At 56.0% G+C, this 23,425-nt stretch carries 27 protein-coding genes and 2 pseudogenes; 28 read left to right on the top strand and 1 reads right to left on the bottom strand.

Annotated features, from left to right (window positions below; translation table 11 throughout):
- Positions 1-196: 196 nt before the first annotated feature.
- The 24 genes and pseudogenes from D5125_04050 to D5125_03945 all read left to right on the top strand — a co-directional run bounded on the left by D5125_04050 (position 197) and on the right by D5125_03945 (position 19,414).
- Positions 197-1,180 (top strand): GDP-L-fucose synthase, encoded by a 984-nt coding sequence (locus tag D5125_04050; GenBank protein QFY88715.1) that lies wholly within the window; start codon positions 197-199, stop codon positions 1,178-1,180.
- Position 1,181: 1 nt separating this feature from the next.
- Positions 1,182-2,309, top strand: a complete 1,128-nt coding sequence (gene gmd / locus D5125_04045) for a GDP-mannose 4,6-dehydratase (GenBank protein ID QFY88714.1) — start codon at positions 1,182-1,184, stop codon at positions 2,307-2,309.
- Positions 2,310-2,325: 16 nt separating this feature from the next.
- A complete protein-coding gene (locus tag D5125_04040; GenBank protein QFY88713.1) occupies positions 2,326-3,696 on the top strand; it encodes an MBL fold metallo-hydrolase in 1,371 nt (456 codons plus the stop codon).
- 266 nt (positions 3,697-3,962) lie between these two features.
- Positions 3,963-4,544, top strand: coding sequence for a Uma2 family endonuclease (locus D5125_04035; GenBank protein QFY88712.1), 582 nt, complete (start codon positions 3,963-3,965; stop codon positions 4,542-4,544).
- The gene (locus D5125_04030) at positions 4,531-5,787 is read left to right on the top strand and encodes a putative DNA binding domain-containing protein (GenBank protein QFY91048.1); all 1,257 of its coding nucleotides are present in this window, start codon (positions 4,531-4,533) and stop codon (positions 5,785-5,787) included. Before D5125_04035 ends, D5125_04030 begins: the two co-directional genes overlap by 14 nt.
- A 115-nt stretch (positions 5,788-5,902) precedes the next feature.
- On the top strand, positions 5,903-7,060 hold the full coding sequence (locus D5125_04025; protein ID QFY88711.1) for a putative DNA binding domain-containing protein: 1,158 nt from the start codon (positions 5,903-5,905) through the stop codon (positions 7,058-7,060).
- A gap of 457 nt (positions 7,061-7,517) precedes the next feature.
- A complete protein-coding gene (locus D5125_04020) occupies positions 7,518-8,018 on the top strand; it encodes a HEPN domain-containing protein (protein ID QPB72261.1) in 501 nt (166 codons plus the stop codon).
- Positions 8,019-8,058: 40 nt separating this feature from the next.
- Complete coding sequence (locus tag D5125_04015; GenBank protein QFY88710.1) at positions 8,059-8,988, top strand: DUF4351 domain-containing protein; 930 nt, start codon at positions 8,059-8,061, stop codon at positions 8,986-8,988.
- A 189-nt stretch (positions 8,989-9,177) separates the two neighbouring features.
- A complete protein-coding gene (locus tag D5125_04010) occupies positions 9,178-9,462 on the top strand; it encodes a nucleotidyltransferase domain-containing protein (GenBank protein QFY88709.1) in 285 nt (94 codons plus the stop codon).
- Positions 9,459-9,917 (top strand): hypothetical protein, encoded by a 459-nt coding sequence (locus D5125_04005; GenBank protein QFY88708.1) that lies wholly within the window; start codon positions 9,459-9,461, stop codon positions 9,915-9,917. The genes D5125_04010 and D5125_04005 overlap by 4 nt, the downstream gene beginning before the upstream one ends.
- Positions 9,918-10,057: 140 nt before the next feature.
- A pseudogene (locus D5125_04000) lies at positions 10,058-11,084 on the top strand (Rpn family recombination-promoting nuclease/putative transposase).
- Positions 11,085-11,188: 104 nt separating this feature from the next.
- Positions 11,189-11,536 carry a four helix bundle protein gene (locus D5125_03995; protein ID QFY88707.1) on the top strand — a complete coding sequence of 116 codons (348 nt, stop codon included), beginning with the start codon at positions 11,189-11,191 and terminating at the stop codon, positions 11,534-11,536.
- Positions 11,537-11,595: 59 nt separating this feature from the next.
- The gene (locus D5125_03990; protein QFY88706.1) at positions 11,596-11,895 is read left to right on the top strand and encodes a nucleotidyltransferase domain-containing protein; all 300 of its coding nucleotides are present in this window, start codon (positions 11,596-11,598) and stop codon (positions 11,893-11,895) included.
- Positions 11,892-12,383 (top strand): hypothetical protein, encoded by a 492-nt coding sequence (locus D5125_03985; GenBank protein ID QPB72208.1) that lies wholly within the window; start codon positions 11,892-11,894, stop codon positions 12,381-12,383. The genes D5125_03990 and D5125_03985 overlap by 4 nt, the downstream gene beginning before the upstream one ends.
- A gap of 8 nt (positions 12,384-12,391) precedes the next feature.
- A complete protein-coding gene (locus D5125_03980; protein ID QFY88705.2) occupies positions 12,392-12,901 on the top strand; it encodes a DUF4351 domain-containing protein in 510 nt (169 codons plus the stop codon).
- A gap of 41 nt (positions 12,902-12,942) precedes the next feature.
- Positions 12,943-13,860: a DUF4351 domain-containing protein gene (locus D5125_03975; GenBank protein QFY88704.1), complete on the top strand. Its 918-nt coding sequence runs from the start codon at positions 12,943-12,945 to the stop codon at positions 13,858-13,860.
- Between the two features lie 68 nt (positions 13,861-13,928).
- Complete coding sequence (locus tag D5125_03970; GenBank protein QFY88703.1) at positions 13,929-14,366, top strand: nucleotidyltransferase domain-containing protein; 438 nt, start codon at positions 13,929-13,931, stop codon at positions 14,364-14,366.
- A complete protein-coding gene (locus D5125_03965; GenBank protein ID QFY88702.1) occupies positions 14,351-14,773 on the top strand; it encodes a DUF86 domain-containing protein in 423 nt (140 codons plus the stop codon). The genes D5125_03970 and D5125_03965 overlap by 16 nt, the downstream gene beginning before the upstream one ends.
- 70 nt (positions 14,774-14,843) lie before the next feature.
- Positions 14,844-15,893 carry a Gfo/Idh/MocA family oxidoreductase gene (locus D5125_03960; protein QFY88701.1) on the top strand — a complete coding sequence of 350 codons (1,050 nt, stop codon included), beginning with the start codon at positions 14,844-14,846 and terminating at the stop codon, positions 15,891-15,893.
- 9 nt (positions 15,894-15,902) lie between these two features.
- Positions 15,903-16,496, top strand: coding sequence for an N-acetyltransferase (locus tag D5125_03955; protein ID QFY88700.1), 594 nt, complete (start codon positions 15,903-15,905; stop codon positions 16,494-16,496).
- Positions 16,486-16,704: a hypothetical protein gene (locus D5125_17345; GenBank protein QPB72207.1), complete on the top strand. Its 219-nt coding sequence runs from the start codon at positions 16,486-16,488 to the stop codon at positions 16,702-16,704. The genes D5125_03955 and D5125_17345 overlap by 11 nt, the downstream gene beginning before the upstream one ends.
- A gap of 25 nt (positions 16,705-16,729) precedes the next feature.
- On the top strand, positions 16,730-17,749 hold the full coding sequence (locus D5125_03950; protein QFY88699.1) for an IS630 family transposase: 1,020 nt from the start codon (positions 16,730-16,732) through the stop codon (positions 17,747-17,749).
- A 119-nt stretch (positions 17,750-17,868) separates the two neighbouring features.
- The gene (locus D5125_17340; GenBank protein QPB72206.1) at positions 17,869-18,207 is read left to right on the top strand and encodes a hypothetical protein; all 339 of its coding nucleotides are present in this window, start codon (positions 17,869-17,871) and stop codon (positions 18,205-18,207) included.
- A 2-nt stretch (positions 18,208-18,209) separates the two neighbouring features.
- A pseudogene (locus D5125_03945) lies at positions 18,210-19,414 on the top strand (ISL3 family transposase).
- A gap of 18 nt (positions 19,415-19,432) precedes the next feature.
- Here D5125_03945 and D5125_03940 read toward each other — a convergent pair.
- The gene (locus D5125_03940; protein QFY88698.1) at positions 19,433-20,668 is read right to left on the bottom strand and encodes an ISAzo13 family transposase; all 1,236 of its coding nucleotides are present in this window, start codon (positions 20,666-20,668) and stop codon (positions 19,433-19,435) included.
- A gap of 493 nt (positions 20,669-21,161) precedes the next feature.
- Between D5125_03940 and D5125_03930 the strand changes: the two genes are divergently transcribed.
- From D5125_03930 to D5125_03915, 4 genes are read left to right on the top strand one after another with little or no spacing between them, the layout of a single operon-like run.
- Positions 21,162-21,836 (top strand): DNA adenine methylase, encoded by a 675-nt coding sequence (locus tag D5125_03930; protein ID QFY88697.1) that lies wholly within the window; start codon positions 21,162-21,164, stop codon positions 21,834-21,836.
- Positions 21,837-21,844: 8 nt separating this feature from the next.
- A complete protein-coding gene (locus D5125_03925) occupies positions 21,845-22,180 on the top strand; it encodes a hypothetical protein (GenBank protein ID QFY88696.1) in 336 nt (111 codons plus the stop codon).
- A complete protein-coding gene (locus tag D5125_03920) occupies positions 22,129-22,647 on the top strand; it encodes a transposase (protein ID QFY88695.2) in 519 nt (172 codons plus the stop codon). The genes D5125_03925 and D5125_03920 overlap by 52 nt, the downstream gene beginning before the upstream one ends.
- Positions 22,608-23,366 (top strand): IS66 family transposase, encoded by a 759-nt coding sequence (locus tag D5125_03915; protein ID QFY88694.2) that lies wholly within the window; start codon positions 22,608-22,610, stop codon positions 23,364-23,366. Before D5125_03920 ends, D5125_03915 begins: the two co-directional genes overlap by 40 nt.
- Positions 23,367-23,425 lie beyond the last annotated feature (59 nt).

Raw genomic sequence — 23,425 nt, 5'->3', positions numbered from 1 at the left:
TGGCCGCCGAGCAACCACTAGGGGCAGGCTTCATTGCTGTGGCTTGGCGGCGGGCGCGGCCCGCCCTATGCCGCACGGCAAAGTCGACCTCCCACCAGGACGTGCACGACCAGCCAAGATAATGGTTGAGATACATGGGTAATCAGGAAAATATATGCTTAATCTGTGCAAATCGGCCTAATCTGCGGTTTATGCAATGAATAGCAAGCCCAGCATCTACGTCGCCGGCCATCGCGGCATGGTGGGCTCGGCCATTGTGCGTCGGCTGCTGGCCAATGGCCTGCCGCCGCAACAGCTGCTGCTGCGTAGCCATCAGGAGCTGGACCTGACCCGGCAGGGCCAGGTGGAGGCCTTCTTTGCCCGCGAGCGGCCGGACCAGGTCTATCTGGCGGCGGCCAAGGTTGGTGGTATCCATGCCAACAACAGTTATCCGGCGGAGTTCATCTACAGCAATCTGATGGTGGCGGCCAATGTGGTGGACGCGGCCTTCAAAAATGGCGTCAAACACCTGCTCTATCTGGGTTCCAGCTGCATCTATCCCCGCCTGGCCGAGCAGCCGATGACGGAAGAGGCCCTGCTCAGCGGCCCGTTGGAGCCGACCAACGAGCCCTACGCCATCGCCAAGATCGGCGGCATCAAGCTGTGCGAGAGCTACAACCGCCAGTACGGGGCCAGCCATGGCCTGGATTACCGCAGCCTGATGCCAACCAATCTGTACGGCCCCGGTGACAACTACCACCCGGAGAATGCCCATGTGATTCCGGCCCTGATCCGCCGCATCCATGAGGCCAAGCAGGCCGGAGCGGCCGAGGTCAGCGTCTGGGGCACCGGCACCCCGCTGCGCGAGTTTCTCTATGTGGATGACCTGGCCCGCGCCTGCGTGCTGCTGATGCAGCTGGATCGGGATCGGCTGGCATCACAGGTCAGCCCGCGACTCAGCCATATCAACGTCGGCTCAGGTGAAGAGATCAGCATCCAGCAACTGGCGCAGGCCGTGGCCCGGGCGGTGGGTTACCGAGGGAATATCCGCTTTGACCCGAGCAAGCCCGACGGTATGCCGCGCAAGCTGATGGACAGCTCGCGTATGCGCAAGCTGGGCTGGGAGCCAGAAACCCCGTTGGATATCGGTCTGAGCGCCGCCTATGCGGATTTTTTACAGCAACAGGCGGGACACAACTGATATGGCCGAGGGTTTAAACAAGGTTGCCCTGATCACCGGCATCACCGGTCAGGACGGCGCCTATCTGGCGGAGTTCCTGCTCGACAAGGGTTACCGGGTTCACGGTATCAAGCGCCGCAGCAGCCTGTTCAACACCGACCGCATCGACCATTTATATAAAGATCTCCATGAGCAGGATGTGCGTTTTTTTCTGCACCATGGCGATCTCACCGACAGCTCCAGTCTGATTCGCATCATCCAGCAGACGCAGCCGGATGAGATCTACAACCTGGCGGCGCAGTCCCATGTCGCGGTCAGCTTCGAGGAGCCGGAATACACCGCCAACTCCGATGCCCTGGGCGCCCTGCGCATCCTGGAGGCCATCCGCATCCTGGGTCTGGAGGGCAAGACCCGCTTCTATCAGGCCAGCACATCGGAGCTGTACGGTCAGGTACAGGAAACGCCACAGCGGGAAACCACGCCCTTTTACCCGCGCAGCCCCTATGCCGTGGCCAAGCTCTACGCCTACTGGATCACGGTCAATTACCGCGAGGCCTACGGCATCTATGCCTGCAACGGCATTCTGTTCAATCACGAAAGCCCGATCCGGGGCGAGACCTTCGTCACGCGCAAGATCACCCGCGCCCTGGCGCGCATCAAGCTTGGCCTGCAGGACTGCCTCTATCTGGGCAATCTGGACGCCAAGCGCGACTGGGGCCATGCCAAGGACTACGTGGAGATGCAGTGGCTGATGCTGCAACAGCAGCAGCCGGAGGACTTCGTCATCGCCACCGGCCAGCAGTTCAGCGTGCGCCAGTTCATCGACGCCGCCGCCGCCGAGCTGCAGATGGTGCTGGAGTGGCGCGGCAGCGGCCTGGAACAAAAGGCTTACTGGCTCAATGCCAATGCCAACGCCGCTGGGCCAGGCCAGCAAGCGCCCATAGTCCAGGTGGACCCGCGCTACTTCCGCCCCACCGAGGTGGAAAGCCTGCTGGGCGATGCCAGCAAGGCGCGGGAAAAACTGGGCTGGACGCCAAAGATCGGCTTTGCCCAGCTGGTGGCCGAGATGGTGCGTGCCGATCTCAACGCCGCGCAGCGCGATGAGCTGATCAGCCGTCACGGCTACACCGCCCTGTCCCACTGCGAATGAGCGGGATCTGAGACTCATGCAAATCCTCCATCATGGTGCCGTGGATGGCGTCACCGGCTCCTGCCATCAGCTGATGCTGGACGACAGCCGCTCGCTGCTGATCGACTGCGGCCTGTTCCAGGGTGCCGAGGCCGGGCCGGATGGTTCTGGTGCCGATCGGCTGGCGATCGATTTTCCCATTGATCAGGTGCGTGCCCTGGTCATCACCCATGTGCACATCGACCACGTTGGCCGCCTGCCCTATCTGCTGGCGGCGGGGTATCGCGGCCCCATCTTCTGTAGCCCCTCCTCGGCGGAGCTGCTGCCGCTGGTGCTGGAAGATGCGCTGAAAATTGGCGTTACCCGTAACCGCAAGCTGATCGAGCAGGTCCTGGCAGTGCTGCGCCAGCGCACCCAGGCCATCCCCTTCGGTCAGTGGCATGAGCTGGAGCCGGGCATAGCACTGCGCCTGCAGCGGGCCGGGCATATCCTCGGCTCGGCCTATGTGGAGTGCCAGCTGGAGGGGCAGCGAGTGGTCTTCTCCGGCGACCTGGGCGCGCCCAACACGCCGCTACTGCCAGCCCCCGAGCCGCCGGAGCAGGCCGATGTGCTGGTGCTGGAAAGCACCTACGGCGATCGCCTGCATGAAGACCGCAGCCAGCGGGCGCTGCGCCTGCGGCGGGTGATCGAACACGCCCTCAAGGACGGCGGCACGGTGCTGATCCCGGCCTTCAGCGTCGGTCGCACCCAGGAATTGCTCTACGAGCTGGAAGGCCTGTTCCACCAGCATGGCGAAGACGGCGCCGACGCGCGCGAGGCCTGGCAGCAGCTGCAAGTGGTGCTGGATTCACCCCTGGCGGCGGATTTCACTGCCGGTTATCGGCGACTGCGCCAGTTCTGGGACGAGGAGGCGCAGCAACGGCTTGCCGAGGGCCGTCACCCCCTGGACTTCGAGCAACTGGTGACGGTGGACAGCCACACCGACCACCAGCGCATGGTCAACTACCTGGCCCACAGCCGCCAGGCGGCCCTTGTCATAGCCGCGAGCGGCATGTGCGCCGGTGGCCGCATGGTTAACTATCTCAAGGCCATGCTCGGCGACCCCAGGCACGATGTGCTCTTCGTCGGCTATCAGGCCGCTGGCACGCCCGGCCGCGCCATTCAGCAGTATGGCCCTCGCGGTGGCTATGTAGTGTTGGATGACCAGCGCTATGAGATTCGCGCCCAGATCCACACCATCGGCGGCTACTCCGCCCATGCCGATCAGCAGGACCTGATCAACTTCGCCAGCGGCATGGCCCAACCACCAAAAGAAATCCGCCTGGTTCATGGCGACGCCGGCGCCAAGAGCGCCCTAGCACAGCGGTTGCGGGCGGCTCTGCCTGAGACTCAGGTGCTGATACCCTAAATGGATCGCAAAGCGCGCAAAGCCTGTAGCCCGGATGCAGCGAAGCGATGTCCTGAGCCTGTCGAAGGGCGGAATCCGGGGTTGCCGCTAGACATGGCCAACCCTATCCCGTTGCACCTCCGACGCTGAGCGCCAGAGAGAGCGACAGTAAAAACGCAACGTAAAAACTGCAAACCCCCAAAGGATTTTTCTCTGTGTGCTTTGTGGCTCTGTGGCTAAAAATTCTGTTGAAACTGGCGGTTCCTGGCACGGAACAGAGGTAAAACATGCTCAATCCGGTACAAATCATCTCCGAGCAAGACTACCTGGACGGAGAAAGGCTTTCAGAAATCAAGCACGAATACCTGGACGGCGATGTCTATGCCATGGCCGGTGCCTCCAAGACCCACGGTACCCTGGCGCTCAATGCCGCCATAGCCATTCGCCAACACTTGCGGGGCAAGCCCTGCGGTGTCTGGATGGCTGACATGAAGGTGCGGGTGGCGGCAGACAATGCCTATTACTACCCGGACCTGGTGGCCACCTGCGATGCCGACGATCTCAAGCCAAGTGCTCCCCAGGATTACCTGCAGGCCCCCTGCCTGATCATCGAGGTACTGTCGGAATCCACCGAAACCATCGATCGCAAGGAAAAGCTGCGCTCCTACCGGCAGCTGGCGAGCCTGCAAGAATATGTCCTCATCGACCAAACCCGCCCCTGGGTCGAGTTGTACCGGCTTACCGACCAGGGCTGGCTGCATCAGATCATCCAGGAGGACGAGGAAATCGAGTTGCACTCCATCGGCCTCAAACTCAGCGCCGAAGCGCTCTATCAAGACACGGGATTACTGGATGCTGCTGGCGGATGATCTGGGCAGGCTGATTGTAGCCGGAGAAGATAGCTTCACCCAGTTCAAGGAGAATATCTTCGAGGCGAAAAAGCTGGCCGAAGAACTGGCTGCCTTTTCCAATGCCGAGGGTGGTCTGATCCTGCTAGGCGTGGCGGATAATCGCGAGGTCAAAGGGCTGGAGGATGGGGATATTGATCGCCTGAATCAGCTGGTCTCCAACGCTGCCAATGAGAATGTCAAGCCGCCGGTCTATCCGCTGGTGCAAACCCTGGTGTTCGAGGGCAAGAAACTACTCGCCATAGGGGTAAGAAAAGGGCAGGCGAGACCCTATGCCACCAGCAGTGGGCTGTATCTGACCAAGTCCGGAGCGGATAAGCGCAAGATGTCGCCGGAGGAGCTCAAAAGACTGTTCGCTGAATCTGGCGGTCTGTCTGCGGATGAGTCCCCGGTGGCTGGCACCAACATCCAGGATCTGAATACGGAGTTGCTGTATGAATTCCTCCTCAAGCGTGATTCGCACAGCTACGAAGAACTGAGGGCAGAGCGGGTTGCGCTGCAAACCCTCTGTGAAAACCTGGACCTGATCAAACAAGGGCAGTTGACCCTGGCGGGCAATCTGCTGTTTGGCAAAAGCCCACAGCGTTTCTCCAAGCCCTTTACGGTTCAGGCGGCGTATTTTGATGGCACGGACTTGGGCTGCGATCGATACCTGAGCAAGGATACATTCAGCGGTACGCTGCCCAACCTGTTCAAGCAGTCGCTCAATTTCATCAACAGCAATCTGCGCCATCGGCAAAATAGCGATCAATTCAACAGCCCAGGCTTGCCGGAGATCCCTGAGATCTGCCTCACTGAGGCCTTGATCAACGCACTGATCCATCGCGATTACTTTATCAACGCCAGCATCAAGCTGTTTCTCTTTCATGACCGCCTAGAAATCATCAGCCCAGGCAAGCTGGTGAACTCCTTGACCGTGGAAAAGATCAGGCAGGGTTTGGCCATACACCGCAACCCCATTCTCAACTCTCTGGGGCAATATCTGTTGCCCTACAGCGGTCTGGGTAGTGGAATCAGGCGCATAGAACGGCACTGCCCTGAGGTGAGGTTCGTCAATGACAGCCACAAGGAAGAGTTTCGCTATATCTTTCCGCGTGGCTTCGCCCGAGCCAAGGTTGTTGACCCTTTGGAACATACTAGGAGCCTGTCGGATTTAGGATGCTCCTACTGCGCCGGTGGGAAGAACGGCCCAGAATTGTTTTAAACATTGGCCCCGATTTTTTGTTGCGTAGGGAAACTCAGCGCCTCAAAATCGTGAAAATTTGTTCTCGCTCTCCCACCTTGCTCGCTACGGGCACCTAAACCCGACAGGCTCCTAGATGACCGAATACAGCCAAGAGATCAACGCGGGAGAATCCGAAGGCATCGAGTTCAAGCGCTCCACCTCACTGCTCAAGGAAGCCATCCAAAGCCTATGTGCCTTTGCCAATCACAAGGGTGGAGTGCTCTACTTTGGCGTAGCGGATGATGGCCAAATTATTGGGCAATCGGTAACCGATGACACCCTTAAGAACATAGCCAATACAGTCAAACTCAATACAGAACCAAAGCTCTATCCACAAATTGAAAAAGTCCAGTTTGACGGTATGACATGCATAAGAGTCAGCATAGAGCAGAGTCCACTGAAGCCCCATGTTGCTTACGGAAGGGCCTATATCCGCGTTGGCAGCACAACCCAGCAATTAAGCCAAGACCAATACCAGCTCATGCTGCAGCAAAGGAACAATGGTTACGGCTTTGACTTTCAGCCCTGTACACAGGCCAGCATGGCAGATATTGATGAGGCCAGCGTACGGCAGTTCATAGAAACGGCTAATGCCGTCAGAGATCTCAACCAAAGTATCTACTTGCCAGTTGACCAGGTCATGGAGAAACTGGATCTGCTCAAACAAGGAATCATCAGCAATGCTGGCATACTATTATTCGGCAAGAACCCTGAGCGTTTCTTTTCAGGGCACTATGAGATCAAGGCTGCCAGCTTCCCCGCAGATACGGGCTATGATGAAATGACCAATGAACAAGAATACAACGGCAACCTCATTGATGTCTTTGCCAAGGCCCAGGGTTTCTTGTTAAACAGCCTGAGAAAAAGCTACAAAAAGGGAGAGCAATCAGGTAGCGAGCACTATGAATTTCCCAAAGCCATGCTGCGCGAGGCCTTGGTCAACATGATCGTCCATCGCGACTACCGCATCGATGTGAAATCAACCATTGAAGTCCGGCCTTCATGGATAAGTTTTTATAACCCGGCTCAATTGTTCACGCCCACCATTACCCTGGAAACGCTCAAACGACATCATCCATCCCGACCGGGGAATAAGCTCATAGCACGAGTCTTTTACCTGATGGGTCTATTTGAAAACTGGGGCAGTGGCACATTGAAAATCATTGAAAGTGCCAAGCAAAGTAGCCGCAAGGAACCCCGCTTTGATTTTCAAGATGGGATGTTTCGCTTGATTATTGAACGGCAGCAGTAACAGACCGAATACTGACCCCTGGGTACCTGATCACCCACAAATCTCAGCCAACTAATAGGGTGGCCCGTGGTCGCCGCGCAACCACTAGGGGCAGGCCTCATGGCTGTGGCTTGGCTGGGGCACGGCCCGCCCTTGGGTACGGCAACGCTGTTGAGTGGGGCTGATGGCCTTAGTGTAGGGTGTAAAAGTGAGGTGTATGCCACCTTGCTGAGGCAGGCTGAGCGCAAGTAGTCTGATACGGCGTATCGGTCTCCCAAGGAGGATGGAGCGGACAGCGCCGCCCCGGAACATGAAACCTAGCTGCCAAGCTCGACATGGCGGATGTCACCTTTGATGTGTTGCTTGAAACCGGCATTCTCATTTCACCCTTACCCATCTGGCTCGACGAATAACAACATCCAGAGGACTACGCCAATCCGGATTTGCTGCACAACATCGCTCGGGATGGGGTTCAGGTATAAGGCACCGAGCATTGACGCTAGAAGCCCTGATCGCAAAGGCCATCACGGCCGCTTCGTCTGCGCATTCCATGCTTGAACTGGGCGATGCCGATGGTGCGGTTAACCGCGCTTATTATGCTATGTTTGATGCGGCTCGCGCTGCGTTAATGGCTTCTGGACTTGCACACATGGAGTCCGATGTTGGCCGCACCCATAGCGGTCTCATCGGCGCATTCGGCCAAGTTTTAGTTAATGATGGACGCGTTCCAAGAGAGCTGGGACGCCTGTTGAACCGCGCTCATGAGGTACGTCAGATCGCCGATTATACCGGAGTCTCAGTGGAACCAGCCGATGCAAGCTTGTTGGCCCTGCAGCGTCTGCTAAGCAAGCGTTTTGGGGAGATCCCTGCTGGTGTGGCAGAACAAATCAGCAAAGCCTCAGCGGAGCAGATAGAAGGTTGGCTCGATCAGGTGTTGGAAGCCTCCAGTCTGGAAAGTCTGTTTGGCAACATCCACTGACTGAGGATTGTGGGTTAATCCCCTGCGGGAAAGAAACTCCATGGACCACGACCAGAACTACAAAAATCTCATTCTCGACTACCCACGCGAATCGCTCGCCTTCTTCGCGGCTTCTGAGGCGAAGGCCATAGATGCGGGCGCGCGGATAATTCCGGTGCGGGAAGAGCAGCTCAAAGAACGCCTCGGCCAGCGTTTTCGGGAACTGGATGTGCCCCTGCTGGTGGAATGGAGCGATGGCCGCCGCAGCGCCATCCTCTTCCTACTGGAAGAAGAAACCGACCCCAAGTGCTTCTCCATCCATCGCCTGGCCCACTACTGCCTGGACCTGGCCGAACTCTTCGGCACCGAGCGGCTGGTACCCGTGGTCATCTTCCTGCATCCTGGCAGCTACCCCGAACAACTGCGGCTGGGCAGCGAAAACCGGGATTATCTCCACTTCAGCTACCTCAGCACCGCCCTGTTCGCCACCCCGGCGCGCAAGTATCTCGACAGCCCCAACATAGTCGCCCGGCTCACGTTACCCTGCATGGACTACGCCCCAGAAGACAAGCTGGCCATCTACGCCGCCGCCACCCGCGGCTTGATGGAACTGGAACCCGACCCCGAACGGCGAAGTAAATATGCCGACTTTATCGACATCTACACGGCACTGGACGACAATGAACTCAAGCGCTACCAGCAAGAATATGCAGAGGAGAACCTTGCTATGACCGCATTATCCGTTCGTATGAGAGAAGAAGGCTTCCAAAAGGGCATTCAACAAGGCATGCAGCAAGGCATGCAACAAGGCATGCAGCAAGGTATGCAGCACGGCGAAGCCGAATTGCTGCTGCGTCAGATAAGCCGAAAATTTGGCCACCAAGTTGCCCAGCAGCATGAGGCGCGCATCAGGCAGGCCGACCTGGATAGTCTGGAACACTGGGCAGAAGCCATCCTCAGCGCCGAAAGCCCGGATGAGCTGTTTGAGTGACAGCGCGATACCTAGCCTGGCATAGGGAAGCGTGGGATAGTGAGAGAGAAATCCAGATAGACCCGTGTAGCAGGCTGAGGATCCTAGTGTGCCGCCTACACATAAATCGAACCTGACTTCTAACTGCTCGATACGCGGTAAGTAATCCAGACCTGTTACTGTTCAGGTTCGCGCTAACTAGCTGAAAACATGCGCATAAGCCAAGAACAAGCCGAAGCCATTACCCAAAGCATCAGCTATCATCTGGGTAGAAATGCGCGTATATGGCTGTTTGGATCTCGTCTTGATGATCGCAAAAAAGGTGGCGACCTTGACCTCTACGTCGAGGCAAGTCCTCATGCATTGAATGATGAAATTCGCTGCAAAATTGCTCTCGAAGAAGCGCTTGATATCCCAGTGGATCTTATCGTCCGCAGCTTTGGAGAAACCACCCCGATAGGTGCCATAGCAAAGCGAGAAGGCTTGCCCCTATGACCGAGCATCTTCAACTGATTGAAAAAAAGCTCGATCACTTACAACGCATGCTTGCCTATCTGGACTATTCCCTTGAACAGGCACAACGACTAATTCCCATAGACGACTGGGAAAGCCTGACACCAGAAGACCACGAAACACTAGCAGCCTTTCGAGTACGCTTCAGCGATTTTCAGGAACATATCGGAAAGACCATGCGTGCCGTGGCTATCGAGGAAGAGCAAAAAACAGACCCATTCACAGCCGTATTGCTATACATGGAGAAGCTCGGCGTCATCGAAAGCGTACAAGCATGGAAAGAAATGCGTGAACTGCGCAATGCCATCAATCACGAATACGAAGAGAATCCTAGGTGGCTGGCTGAATTTTTCAGCGGCCTTCTACTAGCAACACCGGTGCTGATTGACTGGCACAAAAATCTAGTTGAGTTTTGTAAGAAAAATTATGGAATTTGATCTGCGAAGTTAGAAAAATAAAACGCAAGGCATTGGTGCACGTCACCTGGCCTGCGCGAAACATGCCTAGGTGAATTTATTCACTAAAGTATGATGCGTTACTACAACAATATGAGGACCCGCGTAATCACTTGCCACCCATGAGCAACCACCACGACATCGGCTACAAGCACCTGTTCTCCATCCCGGAGATGGTGCGGGACCTGATTCTTGGCTTCATCCCTGATGCCTGGTTGCACAGCCTGGACCTCAATACCTTGGAAAAGGTCTCAGGCCACTACGTCAGCGAAGATTTTCAGAAACGCGAAGACGACGTGGTCTGGCGCATCCAGGTCGGCAAGGAATGGTTGTGTCTCTACCTACTGATCGAGTTTCAGAGCACCGATGACCCCCACATGGCGCTGCGCATGATGGTCTATGTCGGCTTGCTCTATCAGGACCTGATCAAGGCCAAGGCCATCAAGCCAGGTGATCCCCTGCCACCCGTGCTGCCCATCGTGCTCTACAACGGCGGCGATACCTGGAAGGCGAAAACCCAGATCGCCGATCTGACCCCCCCCGGTGCCCGGATTGGTAGAGCAGTTCAAGCCGCACATGGAATACCTGCTCATCGAAGAGAACTCTTACCAAGACAGCACACTCAAAGCACTGGAAAACCTGGTAGCGGCGGCCTTTCGGCTGGAGCAGCAATCCAACCCGGACAACCTGCGCCAGATCATCGCAACCCTGAAACACTGGCTTGCCGACCGCCCGGACCTGCGCAAAATCTTTGCCCACTGGATCCGCGGCAGTTTGATGCGGCGGGCTGAGTACCGTATTGTTTTACCAGAAGTTAACGACTTGGAGGAACTCAACGTGGCACTGGCAGACCGAGTAGAGCAATGGGCAAAAGACTTCAGGGCCGAGGGTATGCGGCAGGGCATGCAGCAGGGATTGCAGAAAGGTATGCAGAAAGGTATGCAGCAAGGTATGCAGCAAGGTATGCAGCAAGGTATGCAGCAAGGCGAAGCTTTGGCCCTGCAGCGTCTGCTAAGCAAGCGTTTTGGGGAGATCCCTGCTGGTGTAGCAGAACAAATCAGCAGAGCCTCAGCGGAGCAGATAGAAGGTTGGCTAGATCAGGTGTTGGAAGCCTCCAGTCTGGAAAGTCTTTTTGGCAACATCCACTGACTGAAGTTTGTGGCTGGTACCCTTGTCTATGGGTGCCGTGGGCGCTGACGGCACGGAACCAAGCGAGGTGCAAGGCTCAAGTGTCAAGATTCAAGGGGAAATGGATGCGGTTTGAGGAGTTGGAGGTTTGGAAGCGCTCGGCGCGGCTGAGTGCAGAAATCTACAAAGCCCTCGCCGAGCTACGAGACTATGGCTTTCGCGACCAGATTACACGGGCAGGATTATCGATACCATCTAACATCGCCGAAGGCTACGAACGAGACAGCAACAAAGAAATCGCCAACTTTCTCAACTACAGCAAAGGATCCGCAGGCGAACTGCGCACCCAAATCTACATCGGCATGGAAATCGGCTACATCCCCAAAGACACCGGCCGCCACTGGCTAAACGAAGCCCAAGAAATATCTAAAATGCTCCATGCCCTGATAAAAACCATCCGATCAAGAACTTGACCCTTGACCCTTGCCCCTTGAGCCTTGAGCCTTGAGCCTTGCAACTTGCAACTTGAAAAATGCGCCTGACCCAACACCAAATCACATGCATAAAGCAAACCGCCCGTGCAGTGCTGGGTGATGGCGCTCGCGTCATCCTCTTTGGTTCGCGCGTGGACGACGCGAAGAAGGGAGGCGATATTGATCTGCTGTTTGAAACCGACCAACTGGTCAGCAACCGTGCCGCCACCGTCGGATCCATTTACGTTGCCCTCATCCGCCAGCTGGGAGACCGCAAAATCGACATCCTGCTAAAAGACAGCGCAACCCCCTCAGCCCCCGTGCTGGAAGTCGCACAACAAACCGGCATCCAGCTATGAGCCTTAAATACCTGCCCGAACACCTACAACCTGCGCTGTTGGCGCTCGACTTGGCAAACAAGGAGGCTAAGCACCTGCGCTACAGCCAAACCACCTTGTTTGCGCTGCCCATCGATTTGCTCTGGGTGCAGCGCCTAAGTGACCAGCCTGAGATGGCTGAAAAGGTCGAAGCCTTTGTTAGCCGCTTTGGCAGACTGCAAGACCACATAGGCGAAAAACTGCTGCCACGCATGGCAGCACTGGTGGGTGAAACCAGCAAAACGCTGCTTGATACACTTGCCGTTGCCGAAAGGCTGGAGCTTCTGCCAAGTGCCGACGCCTTCATTGCTGCGCGCAGGCTGCGCAATGCCTTGGTGCACGAATACATGCACGATGCCCAGACTTTTCTAGACAGCCTGTTGGCCGCACAGCAAGCGTGCGACATGTTGTTTGAAGTCATTGAAAACGTACAAGCCGAAGCCGTTAGACTTGGTCTACCACAAAGGTAAGAAGCAGCGTGACTGCCGTGTTACCCACGAACCGGCATGAACTCACTGACAAGACTCGCGTGATCGCCGCCTTTCGGCTGGAGCAGCAATCCAACCCGGACAACCTGCGCGAGATCATTGAAACCCTGAAGCACTGGCTGGCCGACCGCCCGGACCTGCGCAAAATCTTTGCCCATTGGATTCGCGGCAGCTTGATGCGGCGGGCTGAGTACCGTATTGTTTTACCAGAAGTTAACGACTTGGAGGAACTCAACGTGGCACTGGCAGACCGAGTAGAGCAATGGGCAAAAGATTACAGGGCCGAAGGTATGCGGCAGGGCATGCAGCAGGGATTGCAGCAAGGTATGCAGCAAGGCGAAGCTTTAGCCCTGCAGCGTCTGCTGCGCAAGCGTTTTGGGGAGATCCCTGCTGGTGTGGCAGAACAAATCAGCAGAGCCTCAGCGGAGCAGATAGAAGGTTGGCTAGATCAGGTGTTGGAAGCCTCCAGTCTGGAAAGTCTGTTTGGCAACATCCACTGACTGAGGTTTGTGGGTGAATCCCCCCGCAGGAGAGAAACGCCATGGACCACGACCAGAACTACAAAAACCTCATTCTCGACTATCCACGAGAATCGCTGGCCTTCTTCGCGGCTTCTGAGGCGAAGGCCATAGATGCGGGTGCGCGGATAATTCCGGTGCGAGAAGAGCAGATCAAAGAACGCCTCGGCCAGCGTTTTCGGGAACTGGATGTGCCACTGCTGGTGGAATGGAGCGATGGCCGCCGCAGCGCCATCCTGTTCGTGTTGGAAGAAGAAACCGACCCCAAGCGCTTCTCCATCCACCGCCTGGCCCATTACTGCTTGGACCTGGCCGAACTTTTCGATACCGAACGCCTGGTGCCGGTGGTCATCTTCCTGCATCCTGGCAGCTACCCCAAACAACTGCGACTGGGCAGCGAAAACCGGGATTATCTCCACTTCAGCTACCTCAGCACCGCCCTGTTCGCCACCCCGGCAAACCAGTATCTCGACAGCCCCAACATCGTCGCCCGGCTCACGCTGCCCTGCATGGACTACGCCCCAGAAGACAAGCTGGCCATCTACGCCGCCGCCACCCGCGGCTTGATGGAACTGGAACCCGACCCCGAACGGCGAAGTAAATATGCCGACTTCATCGACATCTACACGGCACTGGACGACAATGAACTCAAGCGCTACCAGCAAGAATATGCAGAGGAGAACCTTGCCATGACCGCATTATCCGTTCGAATGAGAGAAGAAGGCTTCCAAAAAGGTATTCAACAAGGCATGCAGCAAGGTATGCAGCAAGGTATGCAGCACGGCGAAGCCGAATTGCTGCTGCGCCAGATAAGCCGAAAATTTGGCCACCAAGTTGCCCAGCAGCATGAGGCGCGCATCAGGCAGGCCGACCTGGATAGTCTGGAACACTGGGCAGAAGCCATCCTCAGCGCCGAAAGCCCGGATGAGATGTTTAACTGACGGCACGTCACCTGACACCTGGCTTCGATGGTCGTGGGACACTGAGGGAGAAAACAGATAGATCAACAATGACCAAACTTCAAACCCCGACAACACCACAGCCAAACGAGGAACCCCAGGCATCCGACGCCAGTTTGCGCAAGGTGCTGGAAAAATTCCCTGAAATCACCCTGGCTATGCTGTTTGGCTCGGTTGCACAAGGCACAGCGACTGCGAGCAGCGACCTCGACATCGCCGTGGCTGCTCGCCACCACCTGAGCGCCGAGCAGAAAATGGCGCTGATCACCGCTCTGGCTGACCACACCGGACGCCCTATCGATTTGATTGACCTGAACAGCATCGGCCAGCCACTGCTCAGTCAGATTGTCATGCATGGTAGGCGCGTGCTCGGCAGCGCCGCCGCTCATGGCGAATTGATCAGTCGCCATTTAGTCGAAATGGCCGACTTCATGCCCCTCCTCAACCGCATCCTCAAAGAAAGGCGAGAGGCATGGATCGGCAAGTAGTCGAACAAAAGCTTGAGTCCCTGCGCCGCTGTCTGCACCGCGTTCACACTCGGTGCCCAGCTGACCTCACCGTGCTGGAAACCGACTTTGACCTGCAAGATATAGTTGCATTGAATTTGAGTCGTGCCGTCCAGCTTTGCGTTGATATTGCCGCGCACTGCATTGCCACAGCCGAACTCCCGGCACCTGCGACCATGGGACAAACCTTTGGTCTGTTGGCGCAGGTCGGTATCATCGATGCCGAACTTGCGGCAAGACTAAAAAAAGCAGTCGGCTTCAGAAACATCGCCATGCATAACTACGATGCCATCGACTGGCGTATCGTCCACAGCATTGTGCAACACAATCTGCAAGACTTCAGCAATTTCGCCCGTGCAGTCATGACCGCGCTTGAAGCGCGGTCATGAACGACCCCAAAAATCAAAATTCAATCAAGATGCCGCGCATTTCGGCGAGACGAGCTTTGTGACAAGCCCCATGACCCCCATCACCCAGCGTCCAATCCGCTTCGCCCTTGTCGGCTGTGGTCGCATCGGCCAAAACCACCTCGCCGCCTTTGAAGCGCACAAGGGCAGTTGTGAGCTAGTCGCCCTTTGCGACAACAACCCCAAGGCCCTGCAAGAAGCACAAAACAAAACGGGAGTGCCTGTCTATCTCGAGCTTGAAAAACTACTACAGGAAGCCGAAGTGGATTGTGTAACCCTAGCCACTCCCAGCGGCCTTCATGCTGCTCAAACCATCGCCATCGCAGAATCAGGCCGGCATGTGGTGACTGAAAAACCCATGGCCACACGCTGGAAGGATGGGCTGGCCATGGTCGAAGCCTGCGATAAGGCCGGGGTTCAGCTCTTCGTGGTCAAGCAAAACCGGCGCAATGCCACCTTGCAGTTGCTCAAGCAGGCAATGGAGCAAAACCGCTTTGGGCGCATATACAGTGTAGCCATCAATGTTTTCTGGACCCGTCCTCAGGCCTACTACGACAGCGCCAAATGGCGCGGTACCTGGGAATTCGATGGTGGCACCTTCATGAACCAAGCCAGCCACTATGTTGACCTGCTCGACTGGCTGATCGGCCCCGTCGAAAGCGTCATGGCCTACACCGGAACCCTGGCGCGCAATATTCAGGTAGAAGACAGTGGCGTAGCCGCACTGCGCTGGCGCAATGGCGCACTCGGCACACTCAACGTCACCATGCTCACCTATCCAAAAAACCTGGAGGGCAGCATCAGCATAATCGGCGAAAAAGGCACAGTGCGCATTGGCGGTGTTGCTGTCAATGAAATCCAACACTGGGAATTCGCCGACCCCAAGCCAGAAGACGAACACATACACCAAGCCAGCTACACCACCACCAGCGTGTACGGATTTGGCCATCCGCTCTACTATGAAAACGTCATCCAAACCCTCCAAGGCAAAGCCGAAGCAGAAACCGACGGGCGAGAAGGCCTCAAAAGCCTGGAACTCCTCATTGCCCTCTATCTCTCAGCCCGGGATGGCAAGAAAGTAGCACTGCCATTGGAATACTGACGAAACCCAATGAACGCACAAATTCACCCCACAGCCATCATCGATGAGGGCGCAAGTATCGGTGCGGAAAGCCGAATATGGCACTGGGTCCACGTCTGTGGTGGCGCCAAGATCGGCACAGGCTGCACCCTCGGGCAGAACGTCTTTGTCGCTAACCGGGTGGTAATAGGCAACAACGTCAAGATTCAAAACAACGTATCCGTCTATGACAACGTCACCTTAGAAGATGACGTATTCTGCGGCCCGAGCATGGTCTTCACCAATGTTTACAATCCCCGCTCGGCTGTACCCCGTAAAGAGGAATATCGCGATACCCTTGTCAAACGAGGCGCCACACTGGGTGCCAATTGCACCATAGTCTGTGGAGTTACCATCGGTGAATACGCCTTCATTGGTGCCGGTGCCGTCATAAACCGCGACGTCAAGCCCTATGCCCTCATGGTCGGCGTACCAGCTCGCCAGATTGGCTGGATGAGTGAGTACGGTGAACGGATTGACCTACCCATGCAAGGAAAATGCACTTACACCTGTTATCACACAGGGGAGATTTACCAACTACAAGATAAAGACCTAAAGAAAATGGGAGCACGCCATGCAAGTTGAAGCCATCTATGAAAATGGCAAGTTAAAATTCAAACAACCCTTGCATCTCAAGAACAAAAAATTCACAGTTATGGTGACATTGCCTGACGACGCCATAGAAGAAAAAACACCATACAATTTGCCACCAGAAGAAATAGAGCGAGCCAGGGCCCTACTTCAACGCATGGAGGCAATTAAAAATGCACCGCTACTATTAATTGTTGCATAAGTAATGGCAGTATATAATTGGCTGCATGAGCACACAGATCGAAATACGTGAACAGCGCCGTAGGGAGGTGGTCGAGGCCATCGTGTTGAGGCAAGAGCCTGTGCATTTAGTGCAGCAAATTTACAATGTGCCGGAACGCTCCGTGTTTAACTGGCTGTCTCTGTATCGCAGTGGTGGCTGGGATGCGTTACGTGAGGGAGCGCGCAGTGGCCGTCCGCGCAAACTGTCAACGGAAGACATGCGCTGGGTCTATTACGCGGTAACCCTGGGAAACCCGCAGCAGTACCAGTTCGATTTCTGCCTGTGGACACTCAATGCCTTACGGACGCTGATCGAAAAGGAACGCAAGGTCAAACTGAGCAAGAGCGCCGTCAGTCGTCTGCTGAGGCATTTGGGCCTCAGCCCGCAGCGCCCCATCTACAAGTCCTACCAGCAAGACCCGCGCAAGATCGACCGCTACCTCAAGGAAACCTTTCCCGAGGCCGTGGCACAGGCGCAGCGCCTTGGCGCGGCCATCTTCTTCGTGGATGAGGCTGCAGTGCGCAGTGATGCCCATCGCGGCCTGACCTGGGGCAAGATCGGCCAAACGCCCGTGGTGAAGAACAGCGGTGGCCGCTTTGGTCTGAAGGTGATCAGCGCGGTCTCGCCTCGCGGCGACATGCGTTTCAGCTTTATCGAAGACAAAATGAACTCGACGAAATTTATCGCCTTCCTGAAAAAGCTGCACCGTGATGCCGGCCAGCCGATCTTGGTCATTACCGACAATGCCCGCTATCACCACAGCAAGGAAACGCAGCGATTCATCGCTGAACAGGAGGGCAAGATACTGCTGGCTTTCCTGCCCGCATATTCCCCGGAGCTCAATCCCGATGAGCAGGTGTGGAACCATGCCAAGCGACGCTTGAGCCAACTTTCAATATTCAACCTGCGCGATATGAAGCGGCACCTGACGTCCATACTGCGCTCTATCCAGAAGCAGGGCTCGCTCATTCGCAGTTTCTTCAGAATGGACAGCACCCGGTATATATTGGAAGCCTTGGGATAAACTGCCAATACTTTTGCAACGATTAATACCAGATGATGAACTGCCAGAATTGACTGAAAAACAATTAGATCGAATTGAGGCCTTCGCTTACGCGAGGAAATAAAAGGATTGCGTTGACTATGAATCTGCTCATTGACGTTAATGTCGCCATCGATATATGTTCTCAGCGAAAGCCACATGCAGAAACAAGTGCCCTTGCCATCGATATGGCCGCTTCAAATGAGGTCCGCCTTTGGCTATATTGTGGATCGACACAAACCCTTGAATACAATCTCTATAAACAGCTAAGCAGAGAGAATATCGCAGCAGGTAAGCCAGAAACAAATAAAACTGTATTGTCCAAAGCAAGGCGCTTACTCACAGAATTTGTAAAAGATAAACAAGGCTCCTCGACAAAACCTGTGGAATTGTCCCTGAACTCCCACCGGTGTAGCCTGCGCTTTTGCGTGGAGGAATGATGGTGGACAGCAGTGAAATCCTGATGCTCGGTTTGGGCCTTCAAGCCCCATGGAAGTTGGTTGACCAAGCACTGGACAAGGACAAGCAGCCCCATGAATTGCACCTCTGGGTCGAAGCGCCGCGTGGCAGTCTGTTCCCCTGCCCAGAATGCGGCCAGCTGTGTAAGGCACATGACTTCGAGGCATTCCGCTGGCGGCATCTGAACTTCTTTCAGCACCGCTGCTATGTGCATGCCTCCACGGCCCGCGTGCGCTGTCCTGAACACGGGGTCAGGCGGATACAGGTGCCTTGGGCTCGCAAAGGCAGTCGCTTCACCCTGCTGTTTGAGCAAGCCGCCATGACCTTGGTGCGGGAGATGCCGTAGAGGCGGCAGCACGGATTATGGCGATCACCGATCAGCGGCTGTGGCGCGTGGTGAAGCACTACGTCAAGCGCGCCATTGCGCAGTTCGACCTGTCGAGCGTGAAGGCTGTTGGTCTGGATGAGACCGCCTCAAAGCGAGGCCACCACTACGTCACCGTCTTCATAGACATGGCCAAATCCCATGAGCCGGTGCTCTTCGTCACGCCGGGCAAAGGCAAGGACACCCTCAAGCACTTCGCCGAATTCCTGAAAACGCATCAAGGCCAGCCAGAGCAGATTCTTGAAGTCGTCTGCGATATGTCCCCGGCCTTTCTCAGCGGCATTGCCGATAACCTGCCCAACGCGGAGGTCACCGTTGATTGGTTTCATATCGTGCAGATGTTTACCCACGCGGTGGACGAGGTCAGAAAGCAAGAGGGTCGGATCAAGCCCATGCCCCGCCATCTGCGTTGGGCCGTGCTGAAGAAAGGTGAGCCGGACAACCTGACCAGCAACCAGCTCTATGCCTTGGCCGAACTCCTGGAGCAGGGCTTGGACACGGCCACGGCGTGGCGCGTCAAAGAGCGACTGCGCTGGATACGCGAAGCGAAGACCCCTCGTGCGGCCCAATGGCGAATCAGCCGGTTTATCAACTACACCCGCTTGCTGGTGGGTGAAAACAAACTACTGGAGCCGGTGCGCAAGGCCCTGAACAGCCTAGAGCGGCATGCCAAGCGCGTGGTCAGGCGCTGGACCTCTACCTACACCAACGCTCGGATGGAGGGCTTAAACAGCCTGTTCCAAGCGGCCAGAGCAAGGGCCAGGGGTTACCGCAATACAGAGACCTTCATGACCATGATTTAGGGACGCGGAAAAAATAGATTACCCCAAATCAGCCATTGGCTGAATCGAAATAAACCAAGGCTCCAAGCCGGATTTTCTCTCCAGTCGTTGCTCGACATCAAGCATGGCTTGCTTGGATAAGGTCACCCCAGACTCGTATGTTCTCGTCACCTTTCTAACAACGGGCCGAATGCCTTTATAGGTCATGCTCCTTGCCAGCCCCAGGGTCTTTTTCACGGTCTCCAGCAATTCGCCGCGCCAATGATTTTCGAGAATACCCCAGAGCCGTTCCACCGGATTGTATTTGCTGTGGTAGGGCGGATAGTAAGCCAACTGGATATGGATCCCGTGGCAATCACTGAATTCAATCAGCCGCTTCAACCACTGCGTGCGTCGGCCACTATTCTCAGGGCCGTTGTCGGCGTTGATCACCAGGGTGTGGATGCGCTCCCGGTTCTCGATTTTGCCCCACATCTGCTCGATGCAATCCACCATGAAGTCCGCAGTGACCTTGCTTTCCGTGAACCAGAGGTAACTCTTGGCCTGCTGGGGTAACAGGATGCCGAAGGGCGTTAGTGTCGTGTCCGGGTCGAAGTCATGGTCAAGGGCGGCTTGAGGGGTTCGGCTCTGTCCATTGCGGGAGAATCGCCCAACCTTGACGGCCGCCTTGGTGTCCAGAGAGATCCGTAGCACACCGGCTTGCTCGTCGGCTTCCTGGTTGATCCGATGCACTTCATCAAAGATGGCGTCGGTTTCTTCGATGCGTTTAAGAGGGAGACATTTTTTGATCCGTTTGAGGCGGTAGCCCAATTCATTGAGCTTGGTACGCAGACTCCGTTCACCGATGATCTCGCGTGAACGGTAGCCTTTATCATCAATCAACCGGCGTCGGACCTCTTTGGCCGTAATCGGAATATAGACACGGGTGCTTTTAAACGTCGGGTCCGTCTGTCCCGTGTGGCCAACGACCGCATCAATATCGTCGAGAAGTTGAGGGAAATGCGCTTCGGCTTTCTTGCGGCCTGAACGACGACGGCCGTCTATGTAAGGCGAGCCAGATTGAATCTCTTTCTGTTCTTTTCGTATTGTTTTTCTATCCCACCCCAATACCGATTCCGCAAACCGTTGACCACCCCACCCGATGAGCTCAACGACTTGTGCCATGAATATCCGCCGCGCTGAGCCAGAAAGCTCAGTAGCAGTATTTATCCATATTTGTTGTACCTTTACATCTGATTTATCTGTGCGGTTAACATGGGCAAATTTTAAAACAATTCGAAAATATATGCAGCTAGAAATTGGGGTAATCTATTTTTTCCGCGTCCCTTACCTGATCGCCAGCCCAGCCGCTTCTATACTCAAATCCACATGAAACGTCGAGGAGCCATAAACAATAGCTTGCCGCATTAGCCAATGAAGGCCCCGTTTTTGACGCCCATGATCCAGAGGATGAGCAACTCCTCCGCGCACTTGATCGCTTCCCACAGGGCAGCATCAAACTCCTGACCCGCGATGATCACCTGTTAGCCACATACCCCGAAAAAACCATCAGCCCCGAGGCCTATCTCCGCCTAGACCAAGGCCAAAAGCCCATCGAATTCATTGATCTAAAAACCCAGCGTAACTATTCAGGGGCGCTTCAATAAAGTGCCCGTCAGAGCCAAGCCATAACTCTCCGAACCAAAAAATCACCTACATTTGCCCTTGACAGCATAGGAAGGCCCATCTATGCTGTGTTCCATCCTCTGTTTGAGAATGGGCTGTTCTCATGAGCAACTACTTTGGTTCCAAAGCGACTTCAGGTCTGTGTCAACCGATCATTGCCCTGATGCCGCCCCACGACACCTATATCGAGACCCATCTTGGCGGTGGCGCCATCATGCAGCGCAAGCCACCGGCGCTGCGCAATATTGCCATCGATCTCGATCCGGCTGCACTGGCCCACTTTGAGTGTGACTATCCGATCGAGAAGGTCTGTGGCTGCGCCCATCAGTTTCTCCGCTCGTTCGACTTTCAGGGTCGGGAACTGATTTATTGCGATCCCCCTTATTTGCACCACACCCGCCGTTCCAAACGCCGTTATCGTTTCGAGTACGAGGAAAGTGATCATGTGCAATTGCTGGAACTGCTCAAGCAATTGCCTTGTGCGGTGATCCTCTCCGGCTATCCCTCGGCGCTCTACGACGATCTGCTGGGAGAGTGGCGTACCTTGGAACTGCAGGTGATGAATCAGGCCGGGGTCAGAACCGAGAAGCTGTGGTTCAACTTCACCCCGGACCGGGTGCACTGGCCGAGCTTTGCGGGGCGCAACTTCACGCACCGCCAGAGCATCAAACGCAAGGCACACAGTTGGGGGCGACGCTATCAGGCCATGCCTCCTGCCGAACGGCTGGCGGTACTGTCCTCGATCATGGCGGTGGAAGCCGGCGAAGTGTTCGAGTAGCCCGGCCCATGATAATCGACAACATCCCGGTCGAGCAGACCCTCGAGTCGGTCAGACGGCAGCTCGACGAGGAGAAAAACCTCTCACCGGCGCTGCGTGAATCGCTGGAGCTGCTGCTGACCCTGACCACGTTGCTGTTGAACCGACTCGGACTCAATAGCCGCAACAGCTCCAAGCCCCCGTCCACTGACCCCAATCGCAAGAAGGCGGGGAAAAACGGCAACAACAATACCCCCGGTGCCCAGAAAGGCCATACGGGCCACCACCTGGAACTGGTCCACGGGTGCGGGTGGTGCATGACCTGGACGAGGCCGAGAAGCAGTGCGCCTGTGGTGCAGAGTTGATGCCCATGGGTGAGGAGATCAGCGAGCAGTACGATGTGATCCCCCCAGTGTTTCGGGTGCTTCAGCAGGTGCGCATCAAGTACAGCTGCCCCTGCTGCGCCAAGGGCGTGAAGACGGCCCAGGCCCCGGCGGCCCCGCTGCCCCGTTACCAGGTCTCTCCCGGCCTGCTGGCCTATATCGGCACGGCCAAGTTTGTTGATGGCTTGCCCCTGTACCGCCAGGCGCAGATCATGGAGCAGCGCTTCGGCGTCCCGTTCAACCGGACCACCCTGGCCGATTGGGCCATCAAGGGCCATGAACACCTGCTCAAGCCAGTCATTGAGGTGATGCGACAGCACTTCATCCTCAGTGATTATGTACAGGCCGATGAAACCACCCTCCAGGTGTTGGATGAACCGGGCCGAGGGGCCTGGCAAAAATCCTATCTTTGGTTACGCGCCTCACTCACGGGCCACCCATCGTCCTGATCGATTACCGCGCCAGCCGCGCCGGTGCGGTGGCGGATGAGTTGTTGAGGGGCTTCTCGGGCTATCTCCAAACCTATGCCTATGGGGGTTATAACGGCACGGCAGCACGTGTGGATGTGACGCCAGTGGGCTGCTGGGCCCACGCCCGACGCAAATTCGATGTCGCTGCCAAGAGTGCATCAGGGCCTGGTGCTCGTGCTCAGGCGCAAAAGGCCTTGGGATTCATTCGCCAGCTTTACGCCATTGAACGGCTGATCAAGGGCCAATCACCCGAGGAGAAAAAGGCCTATCGGGACCAGCACAGTCGGCCGGTGTTGGGCCAGTTTCGCCAATGGATCGACGAGACCCTGATACTGGCCGAGGTGCGCGAGGGTGTGCTGAAGACCGCCTATACCTATGTAATCAACCAGTGGCCCAAGCTGCTGGTGTATCTGGAAGACGGTCGTCTGCATATCGACAACAACCACGCCGAGCGTTTCAATCGCCCCATTGCCCAGGATCGCAAGCAATGGCTATTTGCCCAGAGCGAAGTCGGTGTCCATGCCACCGCCGCCTGGTATTCCGTCATCGCCACGGCCAAGGCCAACGGTTGGGAACCGTACCATTACCTGAAGGAACTCTTCACGCAACTACCCCAGTACCTGCAAGACGGAAAGCCCTTGGACGATCTGATGCCATGGCTGATGCCCAAACCAGCAGAGGTCGGGGGATGGGGTTAACTGGGCGCTTACCAAAAAATCTGACTCATGTGTATTCTCAATATACAATAGAGGTTGAA

This window comes from gamma proteobacterium SS-5 (assembly GCA_009497875.2).
Classification (GTDB): Bacteria; Pseudomonadota; Gammaproteobacteria; order Chromatiales; family Chromatiaceae; genus Magnetovirga; species Magnetovirga frankeli.
Note: the sequence above shows the minus strand (reverse complement) of the source record. Positions and strands in the feature narration are given on the sequence as shown.

What these genes read in the sequence shown, in the direction of transcription:
- D5125_04050 (QFY88715.1), top strand. Translation starts at nt 197, where the DNA reads ATGAATAGCAAGCCCAGCATCTACGTCGCCGGCCATCGCGGCATGGTG.
- gmd (QFY88714.1), top strand. Translation starts at nt 1,182, where the DNA reads ATGGCCGAGGGTTTAAACAAGGTTGCCCTGATCACCGGCATCACCGGT.
- D5125_04040 (QFY88713.1), top strand. Translation starts at nt 2,326, where the DNA reads ATGCAAATCCTCCATCATGGTGCCGTGGATGGCGTCACCGGCTCCTGC.
- D5125_04035 (QFY88712.1), top strand. Translation starts at nt 3,963, where the DNA reads ATGCTCAATCCGGTACAAATCATCTCCGAGCAAGACTACCTGGACGGA.
- D5125_04025 (QFY88711.1), top strand. Translation starts at nt 5,903, where the DNA reads ATGACCGAATACAGCCAAGAGATCAACGCGGGAGAATCCGAAGGCATC.
- D5125_04015 (QFY88710.1), top strand. Translation starts at nt 8,059, where the DNA reads ATGGACCACGACCAGAACTACAAAAATCTCATTCTCGACTACCCACGC.
- D5125_04010 (QFY88709.1), top strand. Translation starts at nt 9,178, where the DNA reads ATGCGCATAAGCCAAGAACAAGCCGAAGCCATTACCCAAAGCATCAGC.
- D5125_04005 (QFY88708.1), top strand. Translation starts at nt 9,459, where the DNA reads ATGACCGAGCATCTTCAACTGATTGAAAAAAAGCTCGATCACTTACAA.
- D5125_03995 (QFY88707.1), top strand. Translation starts at nt 11,189, where the DNA reads ATGCGGTTTGAGGAGTTGGAGGTTTGGAAGCGCTCGGCGCGGCTGAGT.
- D5125_03990 (QFY88706.1), top strand. Translation starts at nt 11,596, where the DNA reads ATGCGCCTGACCCAACACCAAATCACATGCATAAAGCAAACCGCCCGT.
- D5125_03985 (QPB72208.1), top strand. Translation starts at nt 11,892, where the DNA reads ATGAGCCTTAAATACCTGCCCGAACACCTACAACCTGCGCTGTTGGCG.
- D5125_03975 (QFY88704.1), top strand. Translation starts at nt 12,943, where the DNA reads ATGGACCACGACCAGAACTACAAAAACCTCATTCTCGACTATCCACGA.
- D5125_03970 (QFY88703.1), top strand. Translation starts at nt 13,929, where the DNA reads ATGACCAAACTTCAAACCCCGACAACACCACAGCCAAACGAGGAACCC.
- D5125_03965 (QFY88702.1), top strand. Translation starts at nt 14,351, where the DNA reads ATGGATCGGCAAGTAGTCGAACAAAAGCTTGAGTCCCTGCGCCGCTGT.
- D5125_03960 (QFY88701.1), top strand. Translation starts at nt 14,844, where the DNA reads ATGACCCCCATCACCCAGCGTCCAATCCGCTTCGCCCTTGTCGGCTGT.
- D5125_03955 (QFY88700.1), top strand. Translation starts at nt 15,903, where the DNA reads ATGAACGCACAAATTCACCCCACAGCCATCATCGATGAGGGCGCAAGT.
- D5125_17345 (QPB72207.1), top strand. Translation starts at nt 16,486, where the DNA reads ATGCAAGTTGAAGCCATCTATGAAAATGGCAAGTTAAAATTCAAACAA.
- D5125_03950 (QFY88699.1), top strand. Translation starts at nt 16,730, where the DNA reads ATGAGCACACAGATCGAAATACGTGAACAGCGCCGTAGGGAGGTGGTC.
- D5125_17340 (QPB72206.1), top strand. Translation starts at nt 17,869, where the DNA reads ATGAATCTGCTCATTGACGTTAATGTCGCCATCGATATATGTTCTCAG.
- D5125_03930 (QFY88697.1), top strand. Translation starts at nt 21,162, where the DNA reads ATGAGCAACTACTTTGGTTCCAAAGCGACTTCAGGTCTGTGTCAACCG.
- D5125_03925 (QFY88696.1), top strand. Translation starts at nt 21,845, where the DNA reads ATGATAATCGACAACATCCCGGTCGAGCAGACCCTCGAGTCGGTCAGA.